Origin of the sequence: Pseudomonas sp. Seg1 (genome assembly GCF_018326005.1) — a bacterium.
Taxonomy (GTDB): Bacteria; Pseudomonadota; Gammaproteobacteria; order Pseudomonadales; family Pseudomonadaceae; genus Aquipseudomonas.
On the sequence record NZ_AP021903.1, the window covers coordinates 4,041,526 to 4,064,389 of the forward strand.

General features: G+C 59.9%; 24 protein-coding genes. 10 read left to right on the forward strand and 14 right to left on the reverse strand.

Annotation, left to right across the window (positions count from 1 at the left end; all coding sequences use genetic code 11):
* Positions 1 to 185 precede the first annotated feature (185 nt).
* The 3 genes from KI231_RS18055 to KI231_RS18065 all read left to right on the forward strand — a co-directional run bounded on the left by KI231_RS18055 (position 186) and on the right by KI231_RS18065 (position 1,306).
* A complete protein-coding gene (locus tag KI231_RS18055) occupies positions 186 to 566 on the forward strand; it encodes a DUF6124 family protein (protein WP_103305864.1) in 381 nt (126 codons plus the stop codon).
* 2 nt (positions 567 to 568) lie between these two features.
* Positions 569 to 838 (forward strand): hypothetical protein, encoded by a 270-nt coding sequence (locus KI231_RS18060; RefSeq protein ID WP_103305863.1) that lies wholly within the window; start codon positions 569 to 571, stop codon positions 836 to 838.
* 165 nt (positions 839 to 1,003) lie between these two features.
* The gene (locus KI231_RS18065; RefSeq protein WP_103305862.1) at positions 1,004 to 1,306 is read left to right on the forward strand and encodes a helix-turn-helix domain-containing protein; all 303 of its coding nucleotides are present in this window, start codon (positions 1,004 to 1,006) and stop codon (positions 1,304 to 1,306) included.
* Between the two features lie 87 nt (positions 1,307 to 1,393).
* Here KI231_RS18065 and KI231_RS18070 read toward each other — a convergent pair whose 3' ends face one another.
* Positions 1,394 to 1,732, reverse strand: coding sequence for an FKBP-type peptidyl-prolyl cis-trans isomerase (locus KI231_RS18070; RefSeq protein WP_103305861.1), 339 nt, complete (start codon positions 1,730 to 1,732; stop codon positions 1,394 to 1,396).
* Positions 1,733 to 1,895: 163 nt separating this feature from the next.
* Between KI231_RS18070 and KI231_RS18075 the strand changes: the two genes are divergently transcribed.
* On the forward strand, positions 1,896 to 2,975 hold the full coding sequence (locus KI231_RS18075) for a sensor domain-containing diguanylate cyclase (protein ID WP_212809352.1): 1,080 nt from the start codon (positions 1,896 to 1,898) through the stop codon (positions 2,973 to 2,975).
* Between the two features lie 9 nt (positions 2,976 to 2,984).
* On the opposite strand, the gene KI231_RS18080 is transcribed toward KI231_RS18075, so the two are convergent.
* Positions 2,985 to 3,293, reverse strand: coding sequence for an RcnB family protein (locus tag KI231_RS18080; RefSeq protein WP_103305859.1), 309 nt, complete (start codon positions 3,291 to 3,293; stop codon positions 2,985 to 2,987).
* 545 nt (positions 3,294 to 3,838) lie between these two features.
* On the opposite strand from KI231_RS18080, the gene KI231_RS18085 reads away from it, so the two are divergent.
* The gene (locus tag KI231_RS18085) at positions 3,839 to 5,131 is read left to right on the forward strand and encodes an MFS transporter (protein ID WP_212809354.1); all 1,293 of its coding nucleotides are present in this window, start codon (positions 3,839 to 3,841) and stop codon (positions 5,129 to 5,131) included.
* Between the two features lie 12 nt (positions 5,132 to 5,143).
* A complete protein-coding gene (locus KI231_RS18090) occupies positions 5,144 to 5,914 on the forward strand; it encodes a substrate-binding domain-containing protein (RefSeq protein WP_212809356.1) in 771 nt (256 codons plus the stop codon).
* Here the strand turns inward: KI231_RS18090 and KI231_RS18095 are convergent.
* Positions 5,904 to 6,818 carry a LysR family transcriptional regulator gene (locus tag KI231_RS18095; protein ID WP_103305856.1) on the reverse strand — a complete coding sequence of 305 codons (915 nt, stop codon included), beginning with the start codon at positions 6,816 to 6,818 and terminating at the stop codon, positions 5,904 to 5,906. The two genes, KI231_RS18090 and KI231_RS18095, sit on opposite strands and share 11 nt — an antisense overlap.
* A gap of 124 nt (positions 6,819 to 6,942) precedes the next feature.
* Positions 6,943 to 7,986: a hypothetical protein gene (locus KI231_RS18100; protein WP_212809358.1), complete on the reverse strand. Its 1,044-nt coding sequence runs from the start codon at positions 7,984 to 7,986 to the stop codon at positions 6,943 to 6,945.
* A 244-nt stretch (positions 7,987 to 8,230) separates the two neighbouring features.
* Here KI231_RS18100 and KI231_RS18105 point away from each other — a divergent pair, with 244 nt between their 5' ends.
* Positions 8,231 to 10,039 carry a monovalent cation:proton antiporter-2 (CPA2) family protein gene (locus tag KI231_RS18105; RefSeq protein WP_103305854.1) on the forward strand — a complete coding sequence of 603 codons (1,809 nt, stop codon included), beginning with the start codon at positions 8,231 to 8,233 and terminating at the stop codon, positions 10,037 to 10,039.
* Between the two features lie 148 nt (positions 10,040 to 10,187).
* Here KI231_RS18105 and hcnC read toward each other — a convergent pair whose 3' ends face one another.
* The 7 genes from hcnC to KI231_RS18140 form a co-directional block, all read right to left on the reverse strand.
* Entirely contained in the window at positions 10,188 to 11,447 is a 1,260-nt protein-coding gene (gene hcnC, locus KI231_RS18110; protein ID WP_212809360.1) for a cyanide-forming glycine dehydrogenase subunit HcnC, read from the reverse strand.
* Positions 11,440 to 12,849, reverse strand: a complete 1,410-nt coding sequence (gene hcnB / locus KI231_RS18115; RefSeq protein ID WP_212809362.1) for a cyanide-forming glycine dehydrogenase subunit HcnB — start codon at positions 12,847 to 12,849, stop codon at positions 11,440 to 11,442. The genes hcnC and hcnB overlap by 8 nt, the downstream gene beginning before the upstream one ends.
* The gene (locus KI231_RS18120) at positions 12,846 to 13,160 is read right to left on the reverse strand and encodes a (2Fe-2S)-binding protein (protein ID WP_103307239.1); all 315 of its coding nucleotides are present in this window, start codon (positions 13,158 to 13,160) and stop codon (positions 12,846 to 12,848) included. Before KI231_RS18120 ends, hcnB begins: the two co-directional genes overlap by 4 nt.
* 241 nt (positions 13,161 to 13,401) lie before the next feature.
* Positions 13,402 to 13,941 carry a hypothetical protein gene (locus KI231_RS18125; protein WP_103307224.1) on the reverse strand — a complete coding sequence of 180 codons (540 nt, stop codon included), beginning with the start codon at positions 13,939 to 13,941 and terminating at the stop codon, positions 13,402 to 13,404.
* A 137-nt stretch (positions 13,942 to 14,078) separates the two neighbouring features.
* The gene (locus tag KI231_RS18130) at positions 14,079 to 15,428 is read right to left on the reverse strand and encodes an NHL repeat-containing protein (RefSeq protein ID WP_212809364.1); all 1,350 of its coding nucleotides are present in this window, start codon (positions 15,426 to 15,428) and stop codon (positions 14,079 to 14,081) included.
* A 295-nt stretch (positions 15,429 to 15,723) separates the two neighbouring features.
* The gene (locus KI231_RS18135) at positions 15,724 to 16,665 is read right to left on the reverse strand and encodes a hypothetical protein (protein ID WP_103307226.1); all 942 of its coding nucleotides are present in this window, start codon (positions 16,663 to 16,665) and stop codon (positions 15,724 to 15,726) included.
* A gap of 191 nt (positions 16,666 to 16,856) precedes the next feature.
* Positions 16,857 to 17,192: a YdcA family protein gene (locus KI231_RS18140; RefSeq protein WP_212809365.1), complete on the reverse strand. Its 336-nt coding sequence runs from the start codon at positions 17,190 to 17,192 to the stop codon at positions 16,857 to 16,859.
* A gap of 165 nt (positions 17,193 to 17,357) precedes the next feature.
* On the opposite strand from KI231_RS18140, the gene KI231_RS18145 reads away from it, so the two are divergent.
* Positions 17,358 to 18,041 (forward strand): response regulator transcription factor, encoded by a 684-nt coding sequence (locus KI231_RS18145; RefSeq protein ID WP_042559723.1) that lies wholly within the window; start codon positions 17,358 to 17,360, stop codon positions 18,039 to 18,041.
* A complete protein-coding gene (locus KI231_RS18150; protein WP_212809368.1) occupies positions 18,019 to 19,413 on the forward strand; it encodes a sensor histidine kinase in 1,395 nt (464 codons plus the stop codon). The genes KI231_RS18145 and KI231_RS18150 overlap by 23 nt, the downstream gene beginning before the upstream one ends.
* A gap of 124 nt (positions 19,414 to 19,537) precedes the next feature.
* On the opposite strand, the gene KI231_RS18155 is transcribed toward KI231_RS18150, so the two are convergent.
* The 3 genes from KI231_RS18155 to KI231_RS18165 are packed head-to-tail and all read right to left on the reverse strand — an operon-like array spanning position 19,538 to position 21,785.
* The gene (locus KI231_RS18155) at positions 19,538 to 19,948 is read right to left on the reverse strand and encodes an SRPBCC family protein (RefSeq protein ID WP_103307229.1); all 411 of its coding nucleotides are present in this window, start codon (positions 19,946 to 19,948) and stop codon (positions 19,538 to 19,540) included.
* 20 nt (positions 19,949 to 19,968) lie between these two features.
* Positions 19,969 to 20,766, reverse strand: a complete 798-nt coding sequence (locus KI231_RS18160; protein WP_212809370.1) for an SDR family NAD(P)-dependent oxidoreductase — start codon at positions 20,764 to 20,766, stop codon at positions 19,969 to 19,971.
* Positions 20,763 to 21,785, reverse strand: coding sequence for an aldo/keto reductase (locus tag KI231_RS18165; protein ID WP_212809372.1), 1,023 nt, complete (start codon positions 21,783 to 21,785; stop codon positions 20,763 to 20,765). Before KI231_RS18165 ends, KI231_RS18160 begins: the two co-directional genes overlap by 4 nt.
* Positions 21,786 to 21,897: 112 nt before the next feature.
* Here KI231_RS18165 and KI231_RS18170 point away from each other — a divergent pair, with 112 nt between their 5' ends.
* Positions 21,898 to 22,839 carry a LysR substrate-binding domain-containing protein gene (locus tag KI231_RS18170; protein ID WP_212809374.1) on the forward strand — a complete coding sequence of 314 codons (942 nt, stop codon included), beginning with the start codon at positions 21,898 to 21,900 and terminating at the stop codon, positions 22,837 to 22,839.
* The last annotated feature ends 25 nt before the right edge of the window (positions 22,840 to 22,864 follow it).

Consider the following 22,864-nt stretch of genomic DNA (forward strand, 5'->3'; position numbering starts at 1 on the left):
CTACTTAAACCGCACAACGCTCCAGACAGTAGGTATTTCGATACTTCACTCAATGGTAGCTGTGCGCAGGGCGCCTTCGGGTGCGCCGGTTTTGGTGTGGATTTCCGGTCGACTAACCTGCGTATAGCTGCCACCTTATCGTTTAGTCGCGAGGTGGTGTCAGCATCACTTTGGAAAACCACACCATGTTCAAAATCACGCCAAATCCGCCCGAAACAGGCGCAGAAATCGATCCAAATCCTACGTCCCCCTATTCCACGCCGGGCTCCAGAAAACTCCACGAAGCCGCCGAACGCGCCCTCGATCACTACCTGAAACCCACACCGCCTTCGCCACCGCGCAGACCCAGCACGATGTTCCTCGTTGACCCCAACACCGGCACCGAAGACCTCATGGCCCACGCCTGCGAATCGATGGCCTCGGCCAGCATCATGCTCAGCGACTTCGCCGCCCTGCTCGACTCGCCCTACCGCAACACCGTGCTCGGCATTCAACAGGTCGTCATGCTCGGCGAACTCGCAGTCAACCGCGCCCTCGACAAACTTGACCCCGACCTGAGGCAATGACCATGACTCACAAAACAGATGCACAAGTCGTCGCGGCATTGGTGGCCATGGGCTTCAACGAACGGGACAGACGCTGGGCACAGAACACCTGCCTGGTGCTATTCGAAAGCGAACGAGAAACCATCGTCGCCTCCGCCGTCACCGTCCTCGCCCAACTCGATGAACTGGAAATCGACGCCGTCCTGCCGGCGCTGCGCCGAGTGAGCCGCCGATTCCCCTCACTGCAAAGGACGGTGGCCGACACCTTGGCCGAGATGGCGCATGCAGCCTGATTGACCGAGTGACAGCTCTTCGCGAGCAGGCTCGCTCCCACACGGGATCTGCAGTGCACTCAAATCCCATGAGCCACCGCAATCACTGTAGGAGTGAGCCTGCTCGCGAAAGCTTTCTTTGTGCTGACGAATATCTGAAAGCCAAACCCCAGGAAGGCCCAAGCCATGAAGGAACATCACCCGCGCTACTCAAGTGTCTGGGATGCACTCGAAGACACGCCGCAGGACGCCGCCAATATGCGTCTGCGGGCCAAGCTGATGCGCACGCTTTGCGAGACCATTCGAGCTTGGGAGCTTCCTCAAAAAGAAGCGGCTAAACGCTTGGGTATCACCCAGCCGCGACTCAACGATGTGCTCAATGGCAAAATCGACAAGTTCTCTTTGGATGCGTTGGTCAATCTGTCAGCCGCAGCAAAACTGGAGGTAGACATCTGCTTCCCGCTGGGTCAACCGTTGCAATGGGCTTGAAAGAAAGCTGACCCGCCACCAATCCACTGTCCAGACAAATGATGAGGGGCATCGCCCCTCTCACGCCCATAGCGATCGCCACCCACGTCAATCATCCCGCGTCAGCACTTCCAGCAACTCAATCTCAAACACCAGATTCGAATTCGGCGGGATCTTGCCCATCGTTCTCTCGCCGTAACCCAGGTGCGCCGGCACCAGCAGTTTGCGTTTGCCGCCGACCTGCATGCCCATCAAGCCCTGATCCCAACCCTTGATTACCCGCCCCGTGCCAATCACGCACTGAAACGGTTTGCCGCGACTGTGGGAGGAATCGAATTCGCTACCATCTTCCAGCCAACCGGTGTAGTGGGTGGTGATCAGCGCGCCTTTGACAGCGGCTTTGCCCTCGCCCACCTGAAGATCGATTACCTGCAGTTCATCATTCATGACATTCACTCTATTGTTCGGCTCGCCGCCGTTTTCCCAGAATTGCCAGTCGATGGCAACCCGTAAGCGCAGATCAACGTGGTATCCGAAGCGAGTGCGGAACAATTAAGATAGCCAACCGCCATTACTTCTCGGATCGACTCGCCATGCTGGCAGCTCCTCAATGATTCAGCTCTGGATCAGCCTCCTCATCGGCGGGGCTTTGCTTGCTGTCATTATTCTGCTGAGCTGGCGTCAGCGCAGTTTGCGCAAGCAGCTTGCCGAATACCGTGAACTGCTGACCAGGGCCGCCGAGGGTCAGAACATTCATCAGGACGGCGACGTCGAGCGCTTCAAGCGCAGCCAGTATTTCGCGCGCATCGGCACCTGGGATTGGGAAGTAGACACGGACCGGCTGTACTGGTCAGACGCGATCTACGGCATGTTCGGCTTCAGGATCGGCGAAATCACACCGTCCTATGCGCTGTTCTGTTCCTGCGTACACCCGGACGATCGCGTCAGGGTGCGCGCCGGTGAACTGCGTTGTCTGGAAACCGGTGAAAATCACGATGAGGAGTACCGCGTGGTCTGGCCCGACGGCACGATTCGCTGGCTGCGGGAAACCGGCAACGTGGTGCGCAATGACCACGACGCGGTGATCAAAATGATGGGCGTGGTGCGCGACATCACCGAAGAAAAAGCCTCGGCCAGCTACCTGCAACACCTCGCCCATTTCGATCCGCTGACCGGTCTGCCCAATCGTCTGGTGCTGGAACAAAAACTGTCAGAAGCACTGGATCACGCGCGGCAGACTGACACTCGCGTAGCCCTGGTATTTATCGACCTCAACGGTTTCAAAACCATCAACGACCACTACGGCCATGCCGCCGGCGACCGGGTGCTGATCACCACAGCCACGCGGCTGAAACGCATTCTGCGCGTCACCGACACCGTTGCGCGCATTGGCGGTGATGAGTTCGTGGTGATCCTGCAAGGCCTGGCACCGGGCCTCGACCTACAGGACGAAGCCCGTCGCATTTGCCAGAAAATCTTCATCGAACTGTCGCCACCGATCAGCATCGGCAACGACCAGCGGCACGTTGGTACCAGCCTTGGAGTGGCGGTGTTTCCGGATCATGCGACAGCCATGGACCGCCTGCTGCACATTGCCGATCTGGCGATGTATGAGGCCAAGCGCAGTGGCAATAATCAGTATCGATTGGGCGGGGAAAGCCCTGCGCGCGTGCAGACGCAAGGCTTTTGAAACGCAGGCTTAACGCTCGACCGGTTGCATCTCGACAATCGTCCCGTTGGTAATCATCACCATTACGTACTTGTCGTTGATCTGCACCCACTGCGCCTGTTCGATCGGTGCTTTCAAGCCTTTCTGCTTCCAGTTTTTCAACGCTTTGTCGCTGCGCTGATAAACGTCGGGAGCGCGGTCATTGACCTTCAATTCACGGTCGCTGACCGGGGATTGAACGGCGGGTTCGCTTGAGGTTTGCGCCGCTTGAACAAGTGGGCTGATCCCGGCAATGCCGGCGACGAGGGCCAGGCTGGCGATTAGGGTTTTGCTGTTCATCGGTGAACCTCCTGTGGTGTGTGACACCTGAACTCGGACTGCCGGGTTCGGGAATCATTCCTTGTTTTTTTTCCTGGGCTGGCTGGGGGATTGTAGTTGTCAGTTGGGCCGCTATCGCTGGCAAGCCAGCTCCCACAGGTTTTTTGTTGTTTGCAGGAGCAGTGAGGACACTGCGCAAATTGTGGGAGCAGGCTGGCTGGGGGATTGTAGTTGCCTGTAGGGCCGCTATCGCTGGCAAGCCAGCTCCCACAGTGGATCAGGTCGTTTACAAAGGTTGTGTACACCAAAGAAACCTGTGGGAGCTGGCTTGCCAGCGATAGGGCCAGCTCAGTCGACATCTTCATTGCCAGACTCACCGCTTTCGCGAGCAGGCTCGCTCCCACAGGGTCCAAGGGGTGTCCGACCCGGATTGATCCACTTTGCACATCAATCCATACCAACAATGCAATTAACAGATTGTTACATCTGCGCCACCATCCGCCTCAATAAAAACCGTGCGCCGCCCTCCCGTAGCGCACGTCATAAAAGCGGTGGAGTACTTTTCTATGACAGCCTCAATCCCACACGGCGGCTCGCGGGCCGGCGCCATTTTCCGGGTGACCTCGGGCAACTTCCTCGAACAGTTCGACTTCTTTCTGTTCGGCTTTTACGCCACGCAGATCGCGGCGGTGTTCTTTCCGGCGAGCAGTGAATTCGCCTCCCTGATGATGACCTTTGCCGTGTTCGGCGCAGGCTTTTTGATGCGTCCACTCGGGGCCATTGTGCTCGGTGCCTACATCGACGACGTCGGCCGGCGCAAAGGGCTGATCGTCACCCTGTCGATCATGGCCAGCGGCACCATATTGATTGTGCTGGTGCCCGGTTACGAGTCCATCGGTCTGTTGGCCCCGGCGTTGGTGCTGATCGGGCGCTTGCTGCAAGGCTTCTCCGCCGGCGCGGAATTGGGTGGAGTGTCGGTGTATCTCTCGGAGATCGCCACGCCGGGCCGCAAAGGTTTCTTCACCGCCTGGCAGTCGGCCAGTCAGCAGGTGGCGATCATCGTCGCCGCCGCGTTGGGCTACGCCCTGAACGCGTGGATGGCGCCGGATGTGATTGCCGACTGGGGCTGGCGGATTCCGTTTTTCGTCGGTTGCATGATCGTGCCGTTCATCTTTTTCCTGCGGCGCAATCTGGCGGAAACCGAAGAGTTTGCCGCACGCAAACATCGCCCGAGCATGAAGGAAGTGTTCCGCACCCTTGGCCAGAACTGGGTGGTGGTGCTCGGCGGGATGTTGATGGTCGCCCTGACCACGACCGCGTTCTACCTGATCACCGTGTACGCGCCGACCTTCGGCAAAACCGTGCTGCACCTGAGCACTTCTGACGCGTTGCTGGTGACGCTGTTGGTCGGTGTGTCGAACTTCTTCTGGCTGCCGATTGGCGGCATGCTGTCCGACCGTGTCGGGCGTCGTCCGGTACTGATCGCCATGTCGCTGCTGGCGTTGGCGACGACCTATCCGGCGCTGTCGTACCTGGTGCAGGCGCCGAGCTTCAGCCACATGCTGCTGTCGCTGTTGTGGCTGTCATTTATCTACGGCTTGTACAACGGCGCGATGATTCCAGCGCTCACCGAAATCATGCCGGTGGAAGTCCGGGTCGCCGGTTTCTCCCTCGCCTACAGCCTGGCCACCGCAATTTTCGGCGGTTTCACGCCGGCAATGTCGACCTTCCTGATCCAGTACACCGGCGACAAAGCCGCGCCGGGTTACTGGATGAGTGTCGGTGCGCTGTGTGCCTTGTGCGCCACTCTTTATCTGTACCGCCGTGCCGGTGGTCGTCTGCAACCTGTCGCGGCCTGAGGAAAACTCGCCATGAAAAAACTGTTTACTGTCACCGCCCTGCTCGCCGGTCTGGCGTTCAACCTTGCGGCCCAGGCCGAAGAATTGAGCGTGATGACCTCCGGGGGCTTCACTGCCGCCTACAAGATTCTCGGACCCAAATTCGCCGCCAGCACCGGCAACACACTGACTACCAGCCTCGGCCCGTCGATGGGCAAAGCCCCCGAAGCGATCCCCAATCGTCTCGCGCGCGGTGAACACGCCGACGTGGTGATCATGGTCGGCTACGCTCTCGATGACTTGATCAAACAGGGCAAGGTCGACCCGGCCTCGCGGGTTGAACTGGCAGATTCGCGGATCGGTCTGGTGGTGCGTGAAGGCGCACCGAAACCGGACATCAGCAACGTCGAAGCGCTCAAGCAAACCCTGCTCGGCGCGCAGTCGGTGGCCTACTCCGACAGCGCCAGCGGCGTGTACATCGAGCAGCAGTTGTTCAAGAAACTGGGGATCGAAGATCAGCTGAAACCGAAGGCCAAAATGATTCCGAAAATCCCGGTCGGCTCGGTGGTCGCCACGGGCGACTATCAGTTGGGCTTTCAGCAAGTCAGCGAGTTGCTGCCGGTGCCGGGGGTGAGTTTTGTCGCGAAGATTCCGGAGTCGGTGCAGTCGGTGACGCGGTTCGCGGCCGGGATTCCGGTGGGTGCGCAACATCCACAAGAAGCCAAGGCGCTGCTCGCTTACCTCGCGGCGCCTGCCGCCCAGACGGACGTGCAAGCCACCGGGCTGGATTCGGTCAAGCGCTAAGAGTCGGCGGCTGGACCTTCATGGCCACCACCAGCCGCTCCAGTTCCAATGCCGCCGGGGTCAAGGTGCGATCCCGGCGCTTGATGATGCCGACACTGCGCATCACCTGCGGATCGGTCAACGGCACCCGCGTCAGGATCGGATGATCCGGCCCCGGCATTGCCATCAGTGGCACCGCTGCCACGCCCAACCCCGCCTCCACCAGACCGATCATCGTTGTGACATGACGGGTTTCGCAGATACTCGGACGCTGCGGCACGACGCTGCTCAAGGCCTGATCGAGCAGAAAACGGTTGCCCGAGGTCTTGTCCAACGAGATGTAATCCTGCTGATAAAACTCGTCCCACGTCACGCTGCTGCGCCCGGCCAGCGGATGATCACGGCGACAGGCGACCACGTAGCTTTCCTGAACCAGCGGCTCGAATTCGACTTTGGCTTCCTGAGTGCCCATGAAACTCAAGCCGAAATCGGCTTCGCCATTGACCACCGCACTCAAGACGTCGTGGGCGCTGGAGTCGAGCACTTTGACTTTGATTCGTGGAAATTGCTGGTGATAACGCGCAACGACGCGGGGCATGAAGTAGTACGCGGCGGACGGCACGCAAGCGACGGTGACGTGGCCCAAACGGGTCGAGGCGACTTCGCTGATGCCGAGCAACGCCACGTCAAGGTCATCGAGCAGTCGTTCGACGCTGGGCATGAAAGCGCGTCCGGCCTGGGTCAGGCTGACTTTGCGTGTGGTGCGCTCGAACAGTTTCACGCCGAGGGCGTCTTCGAGCTTTTCGATGCGTCGGCTCAGCGCCGGTTGCGACAGGCGCACCGTGTCGGCGGCCTTGCGGAAACTGCCCTGCTCGACCACTGCGCGAAAGGCTTGCAGGTCGTTGAGGTCGAAGTTGATGGCCATGGGCGGACTCGGAGATTGATTCGCAGAGGTTATAAATGTAACCAATTGATGCAATTTGTTACAGCCTCGCCGCGCAGTAAAAACCCGCCACAAGGGCGGGTTTGGGTCATGCCGCGTCAGGCCATCAGCGACGACGGAAACAGGCTCTGTCACTCCAGCCACTCACCGCCAGACAGTTTGGCTCGACCTGCAATTGCAGATCCTCGAACATCGCCGCCAACTCTCCGGGACCGTGCTCGGCCTGCCACTGCACCTTCAGTAAACGCGTGTCAGGGGCGACGTCGAACCACTGAATTTCCTCAGCCGATCCATGCGTGCGCAGGCCAAGTTTCTGCAAGGGGCTGGCGCCGGTATAGGGCTGCGTCAACCGAGCCTGACTCGAGTCGGTCCAGCTCTGCTGCTGAGTCGATCCATCGGCAAACTGCCAATACACGTCGACCGGTTTTATCGGCGGCGCGGGGATCGGATCGTAATGGAACAGCTCGATCAGGTAGTGATTCTGGATACGGCCTTGCTCATCCTCGGGTAAAAACCGTTGCGCATCGGCCAATTTATCTTCCTGCGGCGTGTCGACCACGATGGGTTGAAGCTTGGGTTTTTTCCAGTTGAAGCTGAACAGACGCGTGTCGGGCGAGACCTCCAGCCATTGTTTGGGCGCGGTGTCTTTCAGGGCACTGAAGCCGATTTTGCGGATGGTTTTCTGTGGATCGTAAGGCAGCCAGAGTCTGGCCGGGATGCCGGCTTCCAACGGCAAAGGACCGCTGACGCCATGGTCGAACTGAACGTAGACAAAACCCGGTTGGACCTTTGGCGCCTCACGCAAACGGGCATGGCGCATCTCTAAAAGATAGTGATCGCGCCATACGCCAGCGCGCTCATCCGGATAGTGCGTGGCATTTTCTTCCAGCTGCGCCAGGCTGATTTCTCCGGGCTCTTCAAAGGCCAGCGCCTCGGCGGGTTGCGTACTGGCCTGGCTTTCCAGCGTCACGACGTCATCCTCGACGTACCACTTGCCGTTGGCCATGCCGCTGGCGGAACCATATTCGACGCCGGCCTTGAACGTGCCGTCTGCCTGCAACAGCAATTCGGCGCCCATTTCCATGACGCCGGACAGGTAGTAATGCCCGGGCAGTGTCGAGGATTCGGCGTTGGCGTCAATTGCGGTCATACATACAAGCCCGGCACACAGCAGGGTTCTAAAATCCATTCCGGAGAAGCTCCTTGTAACGTCACGAAGTATCGAGATGAACCTGACGCTTCGGTTGCACCTTGCGTCGGGGCCCGCACGATACCATCGGACGTGCGCCGCGTGATCAGTACAACCCGTTCTGCGGCGGGATCTTCTGTGGATCTTGAATCGATTCAGCCCTTATCCTTGTCGCCCCCGCCGTACCGCTGTCAGGAGTCAATCCATGCCCCATGAAGGCAATCTGTTGCAAGCCGCTGTCGTGTTTCTGTTCGCCGCGGTGCTCACCGTGCCCTTGGCCAAACGTCTGCAATTGGGCGCGGTGCTGGGTTATCTGTTTGCCGGGGTGATCATCGGCCCGTCGGTGCTGGGCCTGATCGGCAATCCGCAAAGCGTCGCGCATATTTCCGAACTGGGCGTGGTGTTGCTGCTGTTTATCATCGGTCTGGAGCTGTCGCCGCGACGCTTGTGGGTGATGCGCAAATCGGTGTTCGGCGTCGGTCTGGCTCAGGTGTTGTTGACGGCTTCGGTAATTGGCGTGCTGGCGTTGTCGGTGTTCGGCCAGCCGCTGAACAGTGCGATCGTGTTGGGGTTGGGTCTGGCGCTGTCGTCCACCGCGTTTGGCCTGCAAAGCCTTGCCGAACGCAAGGAACTGACCAGCCCCCACGGGCGCCTGGCGTTCGCCATTCTGCTGTTTCAGGACATCGCCGCGATCCCCTTGATTGCATTGGTACCGATGCTTGCCGGCGGTGATCACACCACCAGCAATGCCGAGAGTCTGAATCACGGTTTGCAGGTACTCGGCGGGATCGCCGTGGTGGTGGTCGGCGGGCGTTATCTGTTGCGCCCGGTGTTCCGCGTGGTGGCGAAAACCGGCCTGCCGGAAGTGTCCACGGCCACGGCGTTGCTGGTGGTGATCGGCACGGCGTGGTTGATGGATCTGGTCGGTGTGTCGATGGCGCTGGGGGCGTTTCTTGCCGGCCTGCTGCTGGCGGACTCGGAATACCGCCATGAACTGGAAGCGCAGATCGAGCCGTTCAAGGGCCTGCTGCTGGGGTTGTTTTTCATCAGTGTCGGCATGGGTGCCAATTTGAGTCTGCTGCTCAGTGCACCGATCACCGTGTTGGGGCTGACGCTGCTGTTGATCGGTCTGAAACTGCCGCTGTTGTTTGTGGTGGGACGCCTGGCCGGCGGCTTGAACAGAATCAGCGCAATTCGCCTCGGCATCGTCCTCGCGGCGGGCGGCGAGTTTGCTTTTGTGGTGTTCAAGATCGGTCGCGATCAGGGTCTGTTCGAGCCGCGCCTGTACGACTTGCTGGTGCTGACCATCACCCTGTCGATGGCCTTGACGCCGTTGTTGCTGTTGATTTGCGCGCGGCTGGTCAGCCCCAAGGTGCAGCCCGTGGAAGTGCCCGAGAAATTCCGCGAGATCGACACCGAAACCCCGCGTGTGGTGATCGCCGGCATGGGCCGGATGGGCCAGATCGTCGCGCGGATTCTGCGCGCACAGAACATCAGGTTCGTCGCGCTGGACACCTCGGTGGAAACCATCGAACTGTCGCGCAGCTTCGGCGGGGTGCCGGTGTTCTATGGCGACCCGATGCGCCCGGAAATCCTCAATGCGGCCAAGGTCGGCGAAGCGGAATATTTCGTGATTGCCACGGATGACCCGGAGACCAACATCAAAACCGCCGAGGTGGTGCGCAAGCTCTACCCGCACATGAAAATCATCGCCCGGGCGCGCAACCGTCAACACGTACACCGCTTGGTCGATGTCGGCGCGGAGGCGATTCGGGAAACCTATTATTCAAGCCTGGAAATGAGCCGGCGCACGCTGGTCGGTCTCGGCTTGACCCAGGCGCAGGCCGATGCGCGGATCAAGCGCTTCAAGCACCACGACGAACAAGTGCTGGAGGCGCAACACGCGGTGTACGACGACGCCGCCAAAGTCCTGCAAACCGCCCAGGAAGCCCGGGCGGAGCTGGCGCGGTTGTTTGAATCGGATCAACTGGAAGAGGAATCGCGCAAAATCTGAAAGATCAGGCGCCGCGCAGGCCTCATCGCTGGCAAGCCAGCTCCCACAGTGGTCGAGTCGTACCAATACTTTGTGTACGACGCTGAACCCTGTGGGAGCGGGCTTGCCCGCGAAGGGGCCAGCACAGTCAACATCAAATCCGCTAAGGTCAGGCCGGCTCTAGCGTGCGCTCCGGTTTGACCTGGGCGGACTCAAACCGATCCGCCAGAAACGGCGTGATATCCAGCGGCAGCGGTTCGTCATTGACCAGTTTGTCCAGCAGCACACCAGTAATCGCCGAGGTCAGAATGCCGGTGCGGAAGTGCCCGCAGGCATTGAGGTACCCCTCCACGCCACGCATCGGCCCAAGAATCGGCAACTCGTCCGGCGAGCCCGGGCGCAGTCCGGCCCAGGTGCGCTTCAAGTTGACGTCCGCAAGCTCCGGCAGACACCGCACCGCGCCCTGCACCAGCCCGGCGATTTCCGGGTAGGTGGTGGTGACGTCGAAGCCTTTGTCTTCGGTGGTGCTGCCGATCAGGATCTCGCCGTTGTCCTTTTGCGCCACGTAGCAGTCGCTGGTGGTCAGGCAGCCGTTGAGGATTTTTGGCATGCGCTCGGTCAGCAGGATCTGGCCTTTGACCGGTTTCACCGGAATGCGGATGCCGGTCGCCCACTCGCTCAAGTCTGCGGCCCAGGCACCGCCGGCGTTGATCAGTGTCTTGCAGTGGAACACGCCCTCCTCGGCCGTCTGTACGCCGGTCACCCGTGTGCCGTGATGCAACACGCCGGTGACGTTGGTGTTGACGAAGATATCCACGCCATTCTGCCGCGCGCCTTCCATGTAGGCGTCGGCGAGGCGGAACGGGCTGACCTGATGGTCGCAGAGAAACTCCAGCGCCCCTCGGGCTTCATGGCTGACGCTCGGTTCGGATTCGCGCAATGCAGCCTGATCGAGCCAGCGCACTTGATCGGCGAGGTGCGGGATGCAGCCGACGATGTGCTCGGCGTAGAGCCGATCCTCGTCGTCATAAATTACGAATTTCAGCCCGGTCTTTTCGAACTTGAAATCCATGCCGTGGTTGTCTTGCAACTCACGGTGCAGCTCTGGGTACAGCGCGTTGGACTGCAAGGCGAAATCGAAGAATGACTCCGGCAGGATGTGCGGTGTGCTGGCGTCCACGGCCACCGCCGCGCCCTGGGTTTCGCGCTTGCGGTTGGCGGACATCATGCGGAAGAAAATCACCCCGCAGCCGAGGCCGACCGACTCGCCGATCGCCCACAAACCGCCGGCCGAAGCACGGGTCGCATTGCCCGGGCGCTTGGCGTCGATCAACGCGACTTTGAGGTTTTTGCGTTTGGACAATTGATAGGCGCAGGACGCCCCGATCACGCCGCCGCCGGCGATGACCACGTCGTAGAACTTACTCATGGGAAGCGGCCTCCGTGCCGATGGACTGGAACGCGGAAAAAGGGATCGGATCAATCGGGAAACGCGGGCGCAGCCAACCGACGTCTTTGCGTCCGGTGGCCTGGCGCAGACGGTCGCTGCAATAGCCGACGCACATCCGCCCCTGACAATCGCCCATGCTCACGCGGGTGCGCATCTTCAGGCTGGCGATGTCTTGCACGCCCTGCTCCAGCGCCCGGTCAATGTCGGCGCGGGTCGCGTGTTCGCAGCGGCAGATTACCGTGTCGGCGGCCGGCAATGCGGTCTGGCCGACGCCGCGTTCGGTGTAGCGGTCCACGGCTGCGCGGAAACGCACGATGGCTTTCAGTTTGCCCAGATAGCGGTCGCGGCGAACGCGGGCCAGGTCTTCTTCCAGCACACCGCGTTGCAACAGGATCGAGGTCGCGGCGATCTTGCCGGCCAGCATCGCTGCTTCACCGCCGCGAATCCCGCCCATATCACCGGCCAGATGCACGTGAGGTTCGTTGCTTTGCTGCCAGATGTTCGCGTTGGCGCGCAGATAGCCGTCGTCGCTGAAGCCGTGATCGAGGCCCATTTGCTGACTGAGCTGGGTGCGCGGAATAAAGCCGTAACCGACGGCCAATGTCTGCGCTTCAAAACGCTCGACGCGGGTCAGGTCCGGCTCCCAGGTGTCGGAATACGGTGCGACGCTGACGCTTTTCAGTTCACCCTCGCCATGCGCCTCGACCACGCCCCAGCCGTAGTTCATCGGGATGCCGTGCAGTTTCAGGTAGGCGAGCATGCTCAAGCCGTCGAGGAACAATTGCGGCTTGTTCAGCAGCGCCAGGCTTTCGCGGGCAATCTTGCCGAACGCACAGGCTTCATACACGCCCGCAACCTTGACGCCGGATGCGTGCAGTTGCGTCGCCACCAGCGGCAGCAACGGCCCGGTGCCGGCGATGATCACCGGCCCTTGCGGCTTGACCACGCCACTCTTGATTTGCAGTTGCAGACCGCCGAGCAGAATCACCCCGGGCAGCGTCCAGCCAGGAAACGGCACGCTGCGTTCGTGGCAACCGGCGGACAACAGCAGTTGTGAATATTCGTACTCGTGCAGTTGCTCGTCGCCGTCCAGCACCACCAGGGCACGGGTGCCTTCGGCGCCGACCACGCGATGATTGAGGTGCACGTCGATCAGGCCGGATTGCTCCTGGAATTCGCCGTGCAGTTTGCCCAGCGCTTCGGAATAACGCGGCCCGAGATAATCCAGTTGCACGCCGTCACGCAGCGGGCCGCGATAGACCACACCGCCCAGGCGCGAAGCCTCTTCCAACAACGTGCAGCGCACGCCGTGGCGGGCCAGTTCAATGGCCGCCGCCATGCCCGCCGGGCCACCGCCGACGATTACCGGTTGCAGGCTCATACGACCTCCTGCCCGGCGATGCGGTTGACCTGGGTTTCGATGTGCATGCCGTCGCGCACCACGGTCTGGCAGGCGCGGCGTTTGTGCCGGCCGTTGATTTTCACCAGGCAGCACTGGCACACGCCCATGCCGCAGTAGGCGCCGCTGATCTGGTCATGGTCGTTGCGGGCGATCTGGCGCACGCCGAGGGACTGAATCACGCTGAGGACGGTTTCGCCAATGGCGGCGGTGACCGGTTGACCGTTGATATGGACAGTCATATCCGCCTGCGCCAACGGCTGGATATCGAAGGTTCTTTCTAGGCAGTGCATTGCGGTGTTCATCCGTGAAAAGGTTCAGGGGAGTGTCGCGTCAGCTCCTTGCTGCACTACACCTTGCGGCCCGTTTAATTCTTCGATCGGGCGGGCTCGCGGGGTACTCCGTCAGCGCTACAAGATGCGCGCGAGGACAATGTAGTTCATGTCCCGGCTAAGGCTTGGATCATTTACGTTAGGCGAGATTGCCAACGGAAATATTGATCCAGGCCAGTGAAACGGTCGGATTGTTCAACGATCAGTTGGAAAAGACAAACTGGCCCTTGATCTTTTTGGGCCCGATAAGGGCGAGGTCCGGGAACAGCAGCGATTTGACCCACGCGGCGTAGAACATCATGGCCAGCGTGAAGGCCACGCCGACCACCGTCGACACGGGTTCTTCGCTGTAGCCGACAAACAGGCGCGGAACCTGACTCATCGTGAAAGTTATGTAGATCGTGTAAACCAACGCGATCCCTTTGTAGAAGCCCCATGCAAAAAACAGCGGAATGGCACCGGCAATCAGCACGATGGCCACCGCCATTGCGACGCCGCCCTCGTTGATTTGCACCAGCCCGGCGAGCATCCCGAGCAGCCCGAGAATAGCCGTCAGCACCACCAGAACAGTGACTTTGAGCGAATGGCGTTTTCTCAGGGCCGGATCCAGACGACTACCGATCCAGGCCGCCAGCACGCGATCCTTGACCTTGCCCCCCGACAGCGCCTTGAAGGTTTCGCTCTTCGAGCGGCCAGCGTCGAGCATTTCCACCAGTCGCCGCTTGATTTCCTTCTTGTCCAACGTGCTCATCCTTAACTACCAGCGAAAGCGGCCCATCCACTTTCGCTGGCGATTCTCGCCGCTGCTCCGGCAGAAATCAAAAAGCCGCTTCCACCAGAGCGAAAGCGGCCAGAGCACACACCCGGCATCGTACTGCGTCAAACCAGATAGCGTATGACCCAGCCCCCAATCAAAGGTCCCAACCAAGGATCGAGTTCGTGAAAACCACACGCAATGATTCGTCCATCCTCCATCACGCTCATGCTCTTGTAATAGCTCGTCTTTTCTTTATCGGCGAAAACGGCAAACCCTGTTCCATTAAATGCTGGATCCAGAGATCCGTCAGCCCGATAGCGAGCAACTACGCAGCTGTCACCACCGTTGATAAGTCCACCGCTACCATGTCCCCCGACGACAATTGATCCATCTGTGTGCGCCACGCAGTTTTTCCAATGAGTACCCGACTCCAGCAATGGCGAATACAACGGTTTCCCGCCGTTAAAAACCAGATTGAAGTGGCCATTGGCATTGAGCACTACCAGCGCCCCTTGCACGACGCCCATGGGGGATGCGGCACCGGCGGCGACGATCAGGCCATCGCTTTCCCTGACCGATACAGCGTTGAGTTCCTCCCAGCGGGTTTTCAGTTTGAAAACCTCACCGCCATTGAATGTGCTATCGATACGCCCGAACGCATCGAAACGCGTCAGATATCCACCTTGAAGTCCCGGTTGGTCGTCGTTATATCGGCCACAGACGAGAATCTTTCCGTCTGACTGAATGGCGACACCCAAGGCAAAATTGGAACTGTTGCCGAACTCGATCAGGGCAAATCCGTGGTCATTGAATGTCTTGTCGCTGGACCCGTCGGCGTTGAGTCGCAGAACAATGCCACGCCACTTCTCGGTCTCATAGTTATAGAGATAGAAGACCACGACAATTTTGCCGTCGGACTGCTGGGCCATGGAAACGCTTGATGCCGCATTCGCCTGCGAAGAAAAGGCTTTCTTCCAATGCTGCGAGCGTGATTTCAGATGAGTGGATGTACCTGAATCAGGCTTATCCATTTGATCGAAACGTAGGTAACGAACACCTTTTTCAGCGAAAGACTGATCTTGCTGCCCGTCAGAAAGACAGCGTACAAGCGCAATACCCTCTACACCAACGTCTTCTCGCTCATAGGTGCCCCGCAACAGCCATGCGCCATCCTCCAGGAGGCTGAGCCCGATAACATGCGCCATGATTGCGTTTTCCAGAGCGATTTCTATAAACCCCTTTCCCCCGCCGAATTGAGTGTCCAGCGTTCCGTCCTCGTGGAATCGGGCAACGGTGGCCGGGCCATACAATTCAAACGGGTAAAACCCAACCAGAGTCTTTTTGTCCGGCAGTGCCAAAACGGCTACCGCCTCAAGATCAGGCAATCCGTTCAATGGAAACGTTAAAACCCCCGCATCAGCAAAAGCAGGATCAAGCGTTCCTGCGCTTTCAGGTCTCAACCGCGTATTCATGTCCAGTTCCTCGAAGCAGAATCTGAATAAACGTCGTGTTCATTCATGCCTCGATTGCAGCAGTACCCTCACGCAACAACACCTGTCAGAAATACTAGTTCGACTACCCGTTGAAGCCAAATTGATGACCCGCCGAGCCATACATGAAAAAGCCGCTTCCACCCGAAGGTGGAAGCGGCCGAGGCAAGAGGCCCCAATAGAGCAATCAGTGCACGAACAGGGCGATCAGGATGATGATCGGGATCGGTACGCCGAGGAAAAACAGCAGTAATGAGCGCATGGTGATTCTCCCTATTTAACGGACTGGAGGCAGTGTGGTGGTAGCGGTATAGGTTTCGACTTCGACGTACTCGACCGCATCCCGGCGACGACCGCCGAAGGTGGCTGCAAGGCTGGCAAAGAACGCACCGGCCAGAAGCGCGATGAACATCCACAGCGAGGTCCAGGCAGCGACTTTCGCAGCGGTATCGGCCGCTTGCTGGGCTTTCAGCTTGGCGTCGGCAATGGCTTTCTGAGTGCGGGCGTAAACCTCATCGACACGACGTTCGGCATCGGCCTGGCTCAGATTGGTCCGTTGCGCGACGAGCTGAGCGAGGTAGGTGCGGTCTTCAGCGCTGAGCTGACCGTTGGCCAGGCTCTGAGCGAAGATCCGCGCCACTGCGCCATGGGCCGCGTCATCGCTGACGGACGCCGGACGATCATCGCGGAACAGGTTGTCGATGTAGTAACCGTACTGGTTGCTGTCGGTGTTGGCCGCTGCAGTACCGGCTGCTTGTGTCACAGCACTGGCTGCACCGCCGGCAACACTGGCACCAGCCTGAACGCCACCGCTGATGACGCTGCTGACCGAACCGACCACCAGAATCGCGGTGACCAGTGTGGCCACGCACCAGGCAAGGAAGCCATGGGCGGTATCACGGAAATACACTTCATCACCGTGCATGTTCGCCCACTTCACTCGCAGGCGACCGGCAATGTAGCCACCCAGCCCGGAAGCGATGATTTGCGTCGCCGCCAGCCAGACAATCGTCGAAATGCCCAGGCCCTTGGCGCTGATGCCCTCACCGGCCCATGGCGAAACGGCAGAGAAACCCAGACCGAAGCCAAGCAGCACCAGAATCATCGACAAGGCAGCGGCGGCCGCCGCACCGGCGAAGATCGCGCCCCAGGACACGCCTGAGACGTTGCTCGACTCTCCTTCGTAGGCAGGATAAAACCCATCAGAGGATCTATTCATTGTTGTAGTGCTCCAGGCATGAAAAATGGTGTTACAACTCGTCGCAAGATGAATTGCAGTGACCGTGCCAGTCGCCAACATTTAATAAATCGTTATTTTTCAATCAATTAGAAAAGATGAACTTCTTAGGACATTGCAAATTGCAACAAGAGGCGTTTTGCAGCGGGTTTTATGCATTGGCACAAAGCCGATCACTTACGCCTGTAGCTCTTGTTACCGCTGGGTGTCAGGCAATAGACGCCACCCCGTGGGCCAGTGCAAAACGAGCCCGTGCCACAGGCACAGCCATCGTTGCTTTGAAGAAGGTTTTGCGGGCGAACCTGACGCTCGTAACCGAACATGGCTGCGCAGCTTTTCTTCGACCCGCTGATGGACCCGTCATTGCACAGGAACAGATCGCCGTCGCAGCGAGCAATACCGCCCTTTTTGCCGGAACAGGGCGTATTGGCGGCAAAGGTCGAAGCGCTCAGCAGAGCCAGTAATAAAGCGGTGATCGGCATCCAGCCACGGCGAATCAAGATACGCACGGAACCACTCCTGCTTGAAGTTATGGCCAGATGATATCAATGTTTCGACAAATTTATTTCCAGGTCACGTGAATGCCAGCTACAACATGAAAGTTAATTTAAAGCGTCACGGAAATTTCTTGGCAAAATGCTGCCATTCCGTTTGAACCGATCAAGGCCAGCCCTATGACGCGTATTTTGACCATCGAAGACGACGCCGTGACCGCCCGGGAAATCGTCGCCGAACTGAGCAGCCACGGCCTCGACGTGGATTGGGTCGACAATGGCCGCGAAGGCCTCGACCGTGCCGTGAGCGGCAATTACGACCTGATCACCCTAGACCGCATGTTGCCGGAGCTGGATGGTCTGGCCATCGTCACCACGCTGCGCACCATGGGCGTGGCTACGCCGATCCTGATGATCAGCGCCCTTTCCGATGTCGATGAGCGCGTACGCGGCTTGCGCGCAGGCGGCGATGACTACCTGACCAAACCGTTTGCCACCGACGAGATGGCCGCACGGGTCGAAGTGTTGCTGCGCCGGCAGAACAGCGGCGCCACCCAGGCCACCACGTTGCAGGTGGCGGATCTGCAGCTGGACTTGATCAGCCATGAAGCACGCCGCGCCGAACAGGTGCTGACGCTGCTGCCGACCGAGTACAAACTGCTGGAATTCCTCATGCGCAACAGCGGCCAGATCCTCTCGCGGATGATGATTTTCGAAGAGGTCTGGGGCTATCACTTCGACCCTGGCACCAATCTGATAGACGTACACATCGGGCGTCTGCGCAAGAAAATCGACGCAGCAGGCAACGTGCCGCTGATTCGCACGGTACGGGGCTCGGGTTATGTCATTGCCGAACCCGTCTGACGGTTGGCGTTCCTCCAGCAGCCGTTTGCTGGCGCTGTACAGTTCGTTGTTTGTGGCCTGGAGCGCGATCCTCATGGGGGTCATGTATTACGAGGTCTCCGGCTACCTCGATAACCTCGCCAAGCATTCGCTGATGCAACGTCAGCATCTGTTTTCGCACTTTCGTGGCGAGCAACTGGAAGAAGCCCTCGCCGCGAGCATGACCTTCGACATTCGCGGCATCGACGCCTATGGCCTGTTCGATGCCGAGGGCGTTTACCTCGGCGGCGCACTCCAGCAGATCCCCGACGGCCTGCCGCTGGACGGCAAGATTCACATGCTCGCCGACTGCGCCAACTCCGATGACCCGACCTTGCCCAATGACAGCTGCGACGCCGTCGCCACGCAGACCCGCGATGGGCGCTGGCTGGTGTTGCTGCGTGACAACGGTTCACTGTTCGCGGTGACGCGAATCATTTTGCATGCGTTGTTCTGGGGAGTGTCGCTGACGATTCTGCCAGGCATTGCCGGTTGGCATTTGCTACGGCGCCGGCCGTTGCGGCGCATCCGCGCGATTCAGGCGAGCGCGCAGTCGATTGTCGCCGGCGACCTGACTCACCGGTTGCCGCTGTCCAATCGCCGCGATGAACTGGACATGCTCGCCGCCATCGTCAACGCCATGCTCGAGCGCATCGAGCGTTTGATGAATGAAGTCAAAGGCGTGTGCGACAACATCGCCCATGACTTGCGCACACCGCTGACCCGTCTGCGTGCGCAGCTGTATCGCATGCAGCAGCAGGCGGGCGAAGGCTCGCAGGAGGCGGCGCAACTGGATCTGGTGCTGGCCGAGGCGGATACGCTGATGGCGCGGTTTCGCGGCTTGTTGCGGATTTCCGAGCTGGAGGATCGCCAGCGTCGCTCGGGGTTTGTCGAGCTTGATCCGGTGTTGTTGCTACAGGAATTGCACGAGTTTTACCTGCCGCTGGCCGAGGAAGGCGAGCTGCGTTTCGAGTTGAACATGCCGGAGACATTGCCGCCGCTCAATGGCGATCGGGCATTGCTGTTTGAAGCGCTGGCGAATCTGCTGAGCAACTCGATCAAATTCACCCCACCCGGCGGCACGGTGATCTTGCGCGGGGTGAATGACGCCGGGCATACGCGGATTGAAGTGCACGACTCCGGGCCGGGCATTCCGGAATCCGAACGTGAAGCGGTGTTTCAGCGTTTCTATCGGGCCGAGGGCGGACAGCCGCACAGCGGCTTTGGCCTGGGGTTGTCGATTGTCGCGGCGATTGTCAGCCTGCACGGCTTTACGCTTGAAGTGAACAGCAGTGACCTGGGTGGGGCGAAACTTGTGCTGGATTGTCGGCAGAGTTTGATCTCGCAATCTTGAAAACACCGCGGAACCCTGTGGGAGCTGGCTTGCCAGCGATGGCGGTGGGTCAGTCGGTATAAATGTTGACTGGAGCACCGTCATCGCTGGCAAGCCAGCTCCCACAGTTTTTTGTGTTGGGTGATTAAGCCGGGTAATTGGCGCGCAGTGCTTCGAGGCCGCCCTGGTAGATGCCGTTGAACAACGCCACCACTTCTTCATCGCTCACGCCGTTGGCCGTGAAGCGTCCTGACCACGTTACGCGTGCGCCCTGCCCCTGGGCTTCAACCTTGATCGTGGCCAGATAGTCAGTGGCCGGAAACGGTGCCTGTTCAATCGAATAGCTGTAGCTCTTCGCTGCGTTGTCGAACGCTTGCAGGCGCTCGATCACCACGCCGCCATCGGCGGTTTGCAAAGTACGCACGCGGCCGCCGTCACTCAACTCGCTGTGGGGTATGAACGGCAGCCAGTCCGGCAGCGTGTTGAAGCCGCCGATCAATTGCCAGACCTGATCGGCCGATGCCGGAATGTCGATAGTTGCGGATGCAGTTGCCATAAAAATCTCTCTTCAAATACTCAAATGGTCAGGCTGTCTACCACACCGCCATCAACGCGCAAAGCGGCGCCGGTGGTGGCCGAGGACAGCGGCGAAGCAATGTAGGTCACCAGGTGCGCAACCTCTTCGACATCCGCCACGCGCTGAATGATCGAGGTCGGCCGCGCCCTGCGCACAAACGCGTCAGCCTCGTCGCGCAAGCTGCGGCCAGACTCGGCGGCAGCGTCCTTGAGCATCGCCTCGACGCCGTCGGTGTAGGTCGGCCCCGGCAGGATCGAATTGACCGTAACCCCGGTGCCCGCCAGGCGTTTGGCCAGACCGTGGGACACCGCCAGATTGGCGCTTTTGGTCACGCCGTAGTTGATCATGTCGGCCGGTGTCGCCACGCCCGATTCCGAAGACAGGAAGATCACCCGCCCCCAACCCTGCTCGACCATCGCCGGCACGTAATGCCGCGACAGGCGCACGCCGGAGATCACATTGACTTCATAGAAGCGCGTCCACTCCTCGTCGGCTGCGTCGAAGAAATCCACGTTGTTGTAGATGCCGAGGTTGTTCACCAGGATGTCGGCTTTCGGCTCGGCAGCGAACAGCGTCTGCGCGCCTTCGGCGGTACCGAGATCGGCGGTCAAACCGCGCAATTGTGCGCCCGGCACTTTCTGGCGAATGCTCGCCAGTGCCTGTTCGACCTTGGCCGTGTCGCGGCCAATCACCACCACCGTGGCGCCGGATTCGGCCAGCGACTGGCTGATGCCCAAACCAATGCCCGCGGTGCTGCCGCTGACGATGGCCAGTTTTCCACTCAGATCAATCTTCATGCTTTCACCTCATCGATAGGTAATGGTGCGCGTTCGGAGACCAGTTTTGCCTCCCGCATGGCCTGCCAGAAACCGGCGGGAATGGTGGCCGACAGTGCCGCGACGTCTTCGGCGATGCGGCCCGGTTTGCTCGCACCGGGAATGACAGCGGCGACCGCCGGGTTGGCCAATGAGAATTGCAGTGCGGCGGCTTTTACATCGACGTTAAAAGTAGCGGCGATGCGCTGGATCTGCCCGACTTTGGCGATGACTTCAGGGCTGGCCTTCTGGTATTCGAAGTGCGCACCACCGGCCAGAATCCCTGAGCTGTAAGGGCCACCGACGACGATTTCGACGTTTTGCGCCCGTGCCGACTCCATCAAGCGTTGCAACGGGCGTTCATGGTCGAGCAGCGTGTAGCGACCGGCGAGCAGGAAGCCATCGGGCTGTGCTTCGGTCAGATCCAGCGTCAGTTCACAGGGCTCGACCTTGTTGACACCCAGGCCCCAGCCCTTGATCACGCCCTCCTCGCGCAGACGAGTCAGCACTTTGAACGCGCCGGTGCGGGCCTGATTGAAGTATTCCAGCCATTGATCGCCGTAGAAATCCTGAGCAATGTCATGCACCCAGACGATATCGAGGCGATCGGTTTGCAGGCGCTTGAGGCTGTCTTCAATCGAGCGCAGGGTCGCGTCGGCGCTGTAGTCGTTGACGATCTTGTTCGGGCGGCCGTGTTCAAACACCCCGCTCTTTTCGCCGAGGTCGCGAGCCGCCGCGTCTTCGATTTCATCAAGAATCACCCGGCCGACTTTGCTGCTCAGGACATAGTCGTCACGGTTGTACTGTTTCAGCGCTTCACCGAGGCGGATCTCCGACAGGCCGGAACCGTAGAACGGCGCGGTGTCGAAGTAACGCACGCCAGCATCCCACGCAGCATGCACGGTGGCCTGCGCTTCGTCTTCGGGAATGGCGCGAAACATGTTGCCCAGTGGCGCGGTGCCGAAGCCCAGTTGACCGGGCAGTTTGTCTTTCAAACTCATTGGATTGTCCTCATTCGTTCGTGGTCTGTGTGACCGTTGAGCAAATCCTAGATTGCGACGCCGAGACCGTCCAAGACATAATGTGCAGCACTTGAGTCCTCAGAGGTCTGACATGATCGACATCCGTCAATTGCGCTACTTCGTCGCCGTCGCCGAAGAAGAGCACGTCGGCCGTGCAGCCGAACGCCTGCATATTTCCCAGTCGCCGCTGAGCCGGCAGATCGCCCAACTGGAAGAACGCCTCGGGTTGACGCTGTTCGAACGCAGCCAACAGCGTATTCGCCTGACCCGTGATGGCCAGACGTTCCTCGCCGAAACCCGCGCCTTGCTGACTCACGCCAATCGCCTCGAATCCTTGGGCAAGCGGCTAGGCCGGGGCGAAGAAGGCGGGTTGTGCATCGGCTATATCGAAAACGCCATGCACGCCGGCGTTCTGCCCAATGCCCTGCGCGTATTGCGCGTGGACCGGCCGAATGTGCATGTCGCGCTGTACAACCTCAGTTCCGCCGAACAATTGGAGGGCCTGCGACAGCGTAGTCTCGATATCGCCCTGGTGAGCGAACCGCCGACCGATGACGATCCCGATTTGCTCGGGTTTCAAGTGCTTGATGATCCGATGCTGCTGGCGTTGCCCGAGCAGCATCCATTGGCCTACGCGGCATCGTTGAGCCCACAGGATCTGGCCGATCAGGAATGGATCGCCGTGCAGCCTCGGCAGGATGCCAGCGACGAGTTCGTCAGCGCGTGCATCCGCGCAGGCTTCACCCCGGATGTGCGCATGCAGGCGACCGAGCCGTTTACCGCGCTGGGGCTGGTGGCGTCGGGATTGGGCATCGCGATGATCCAGAAAGGCTTGAGCCATAACGCGCCGCCGGGCGTGGTCTTGCGCGAGGTGCCGTGGCTGACGTTTACCACGCCGCTGTGGGCAGCCTGGCACCGGATCAATTTGCGGCCGCTGGTGGAGACCTTCAGAAAAGTCCTCACCGACCCCGTCCCCCGTGGCAGCGAGCTTGATCGCGAAAGTACCGCGCCATCCCGCATCGCTGTCGACTGACCCGCCGCATTCGGGAGCAAGCCCC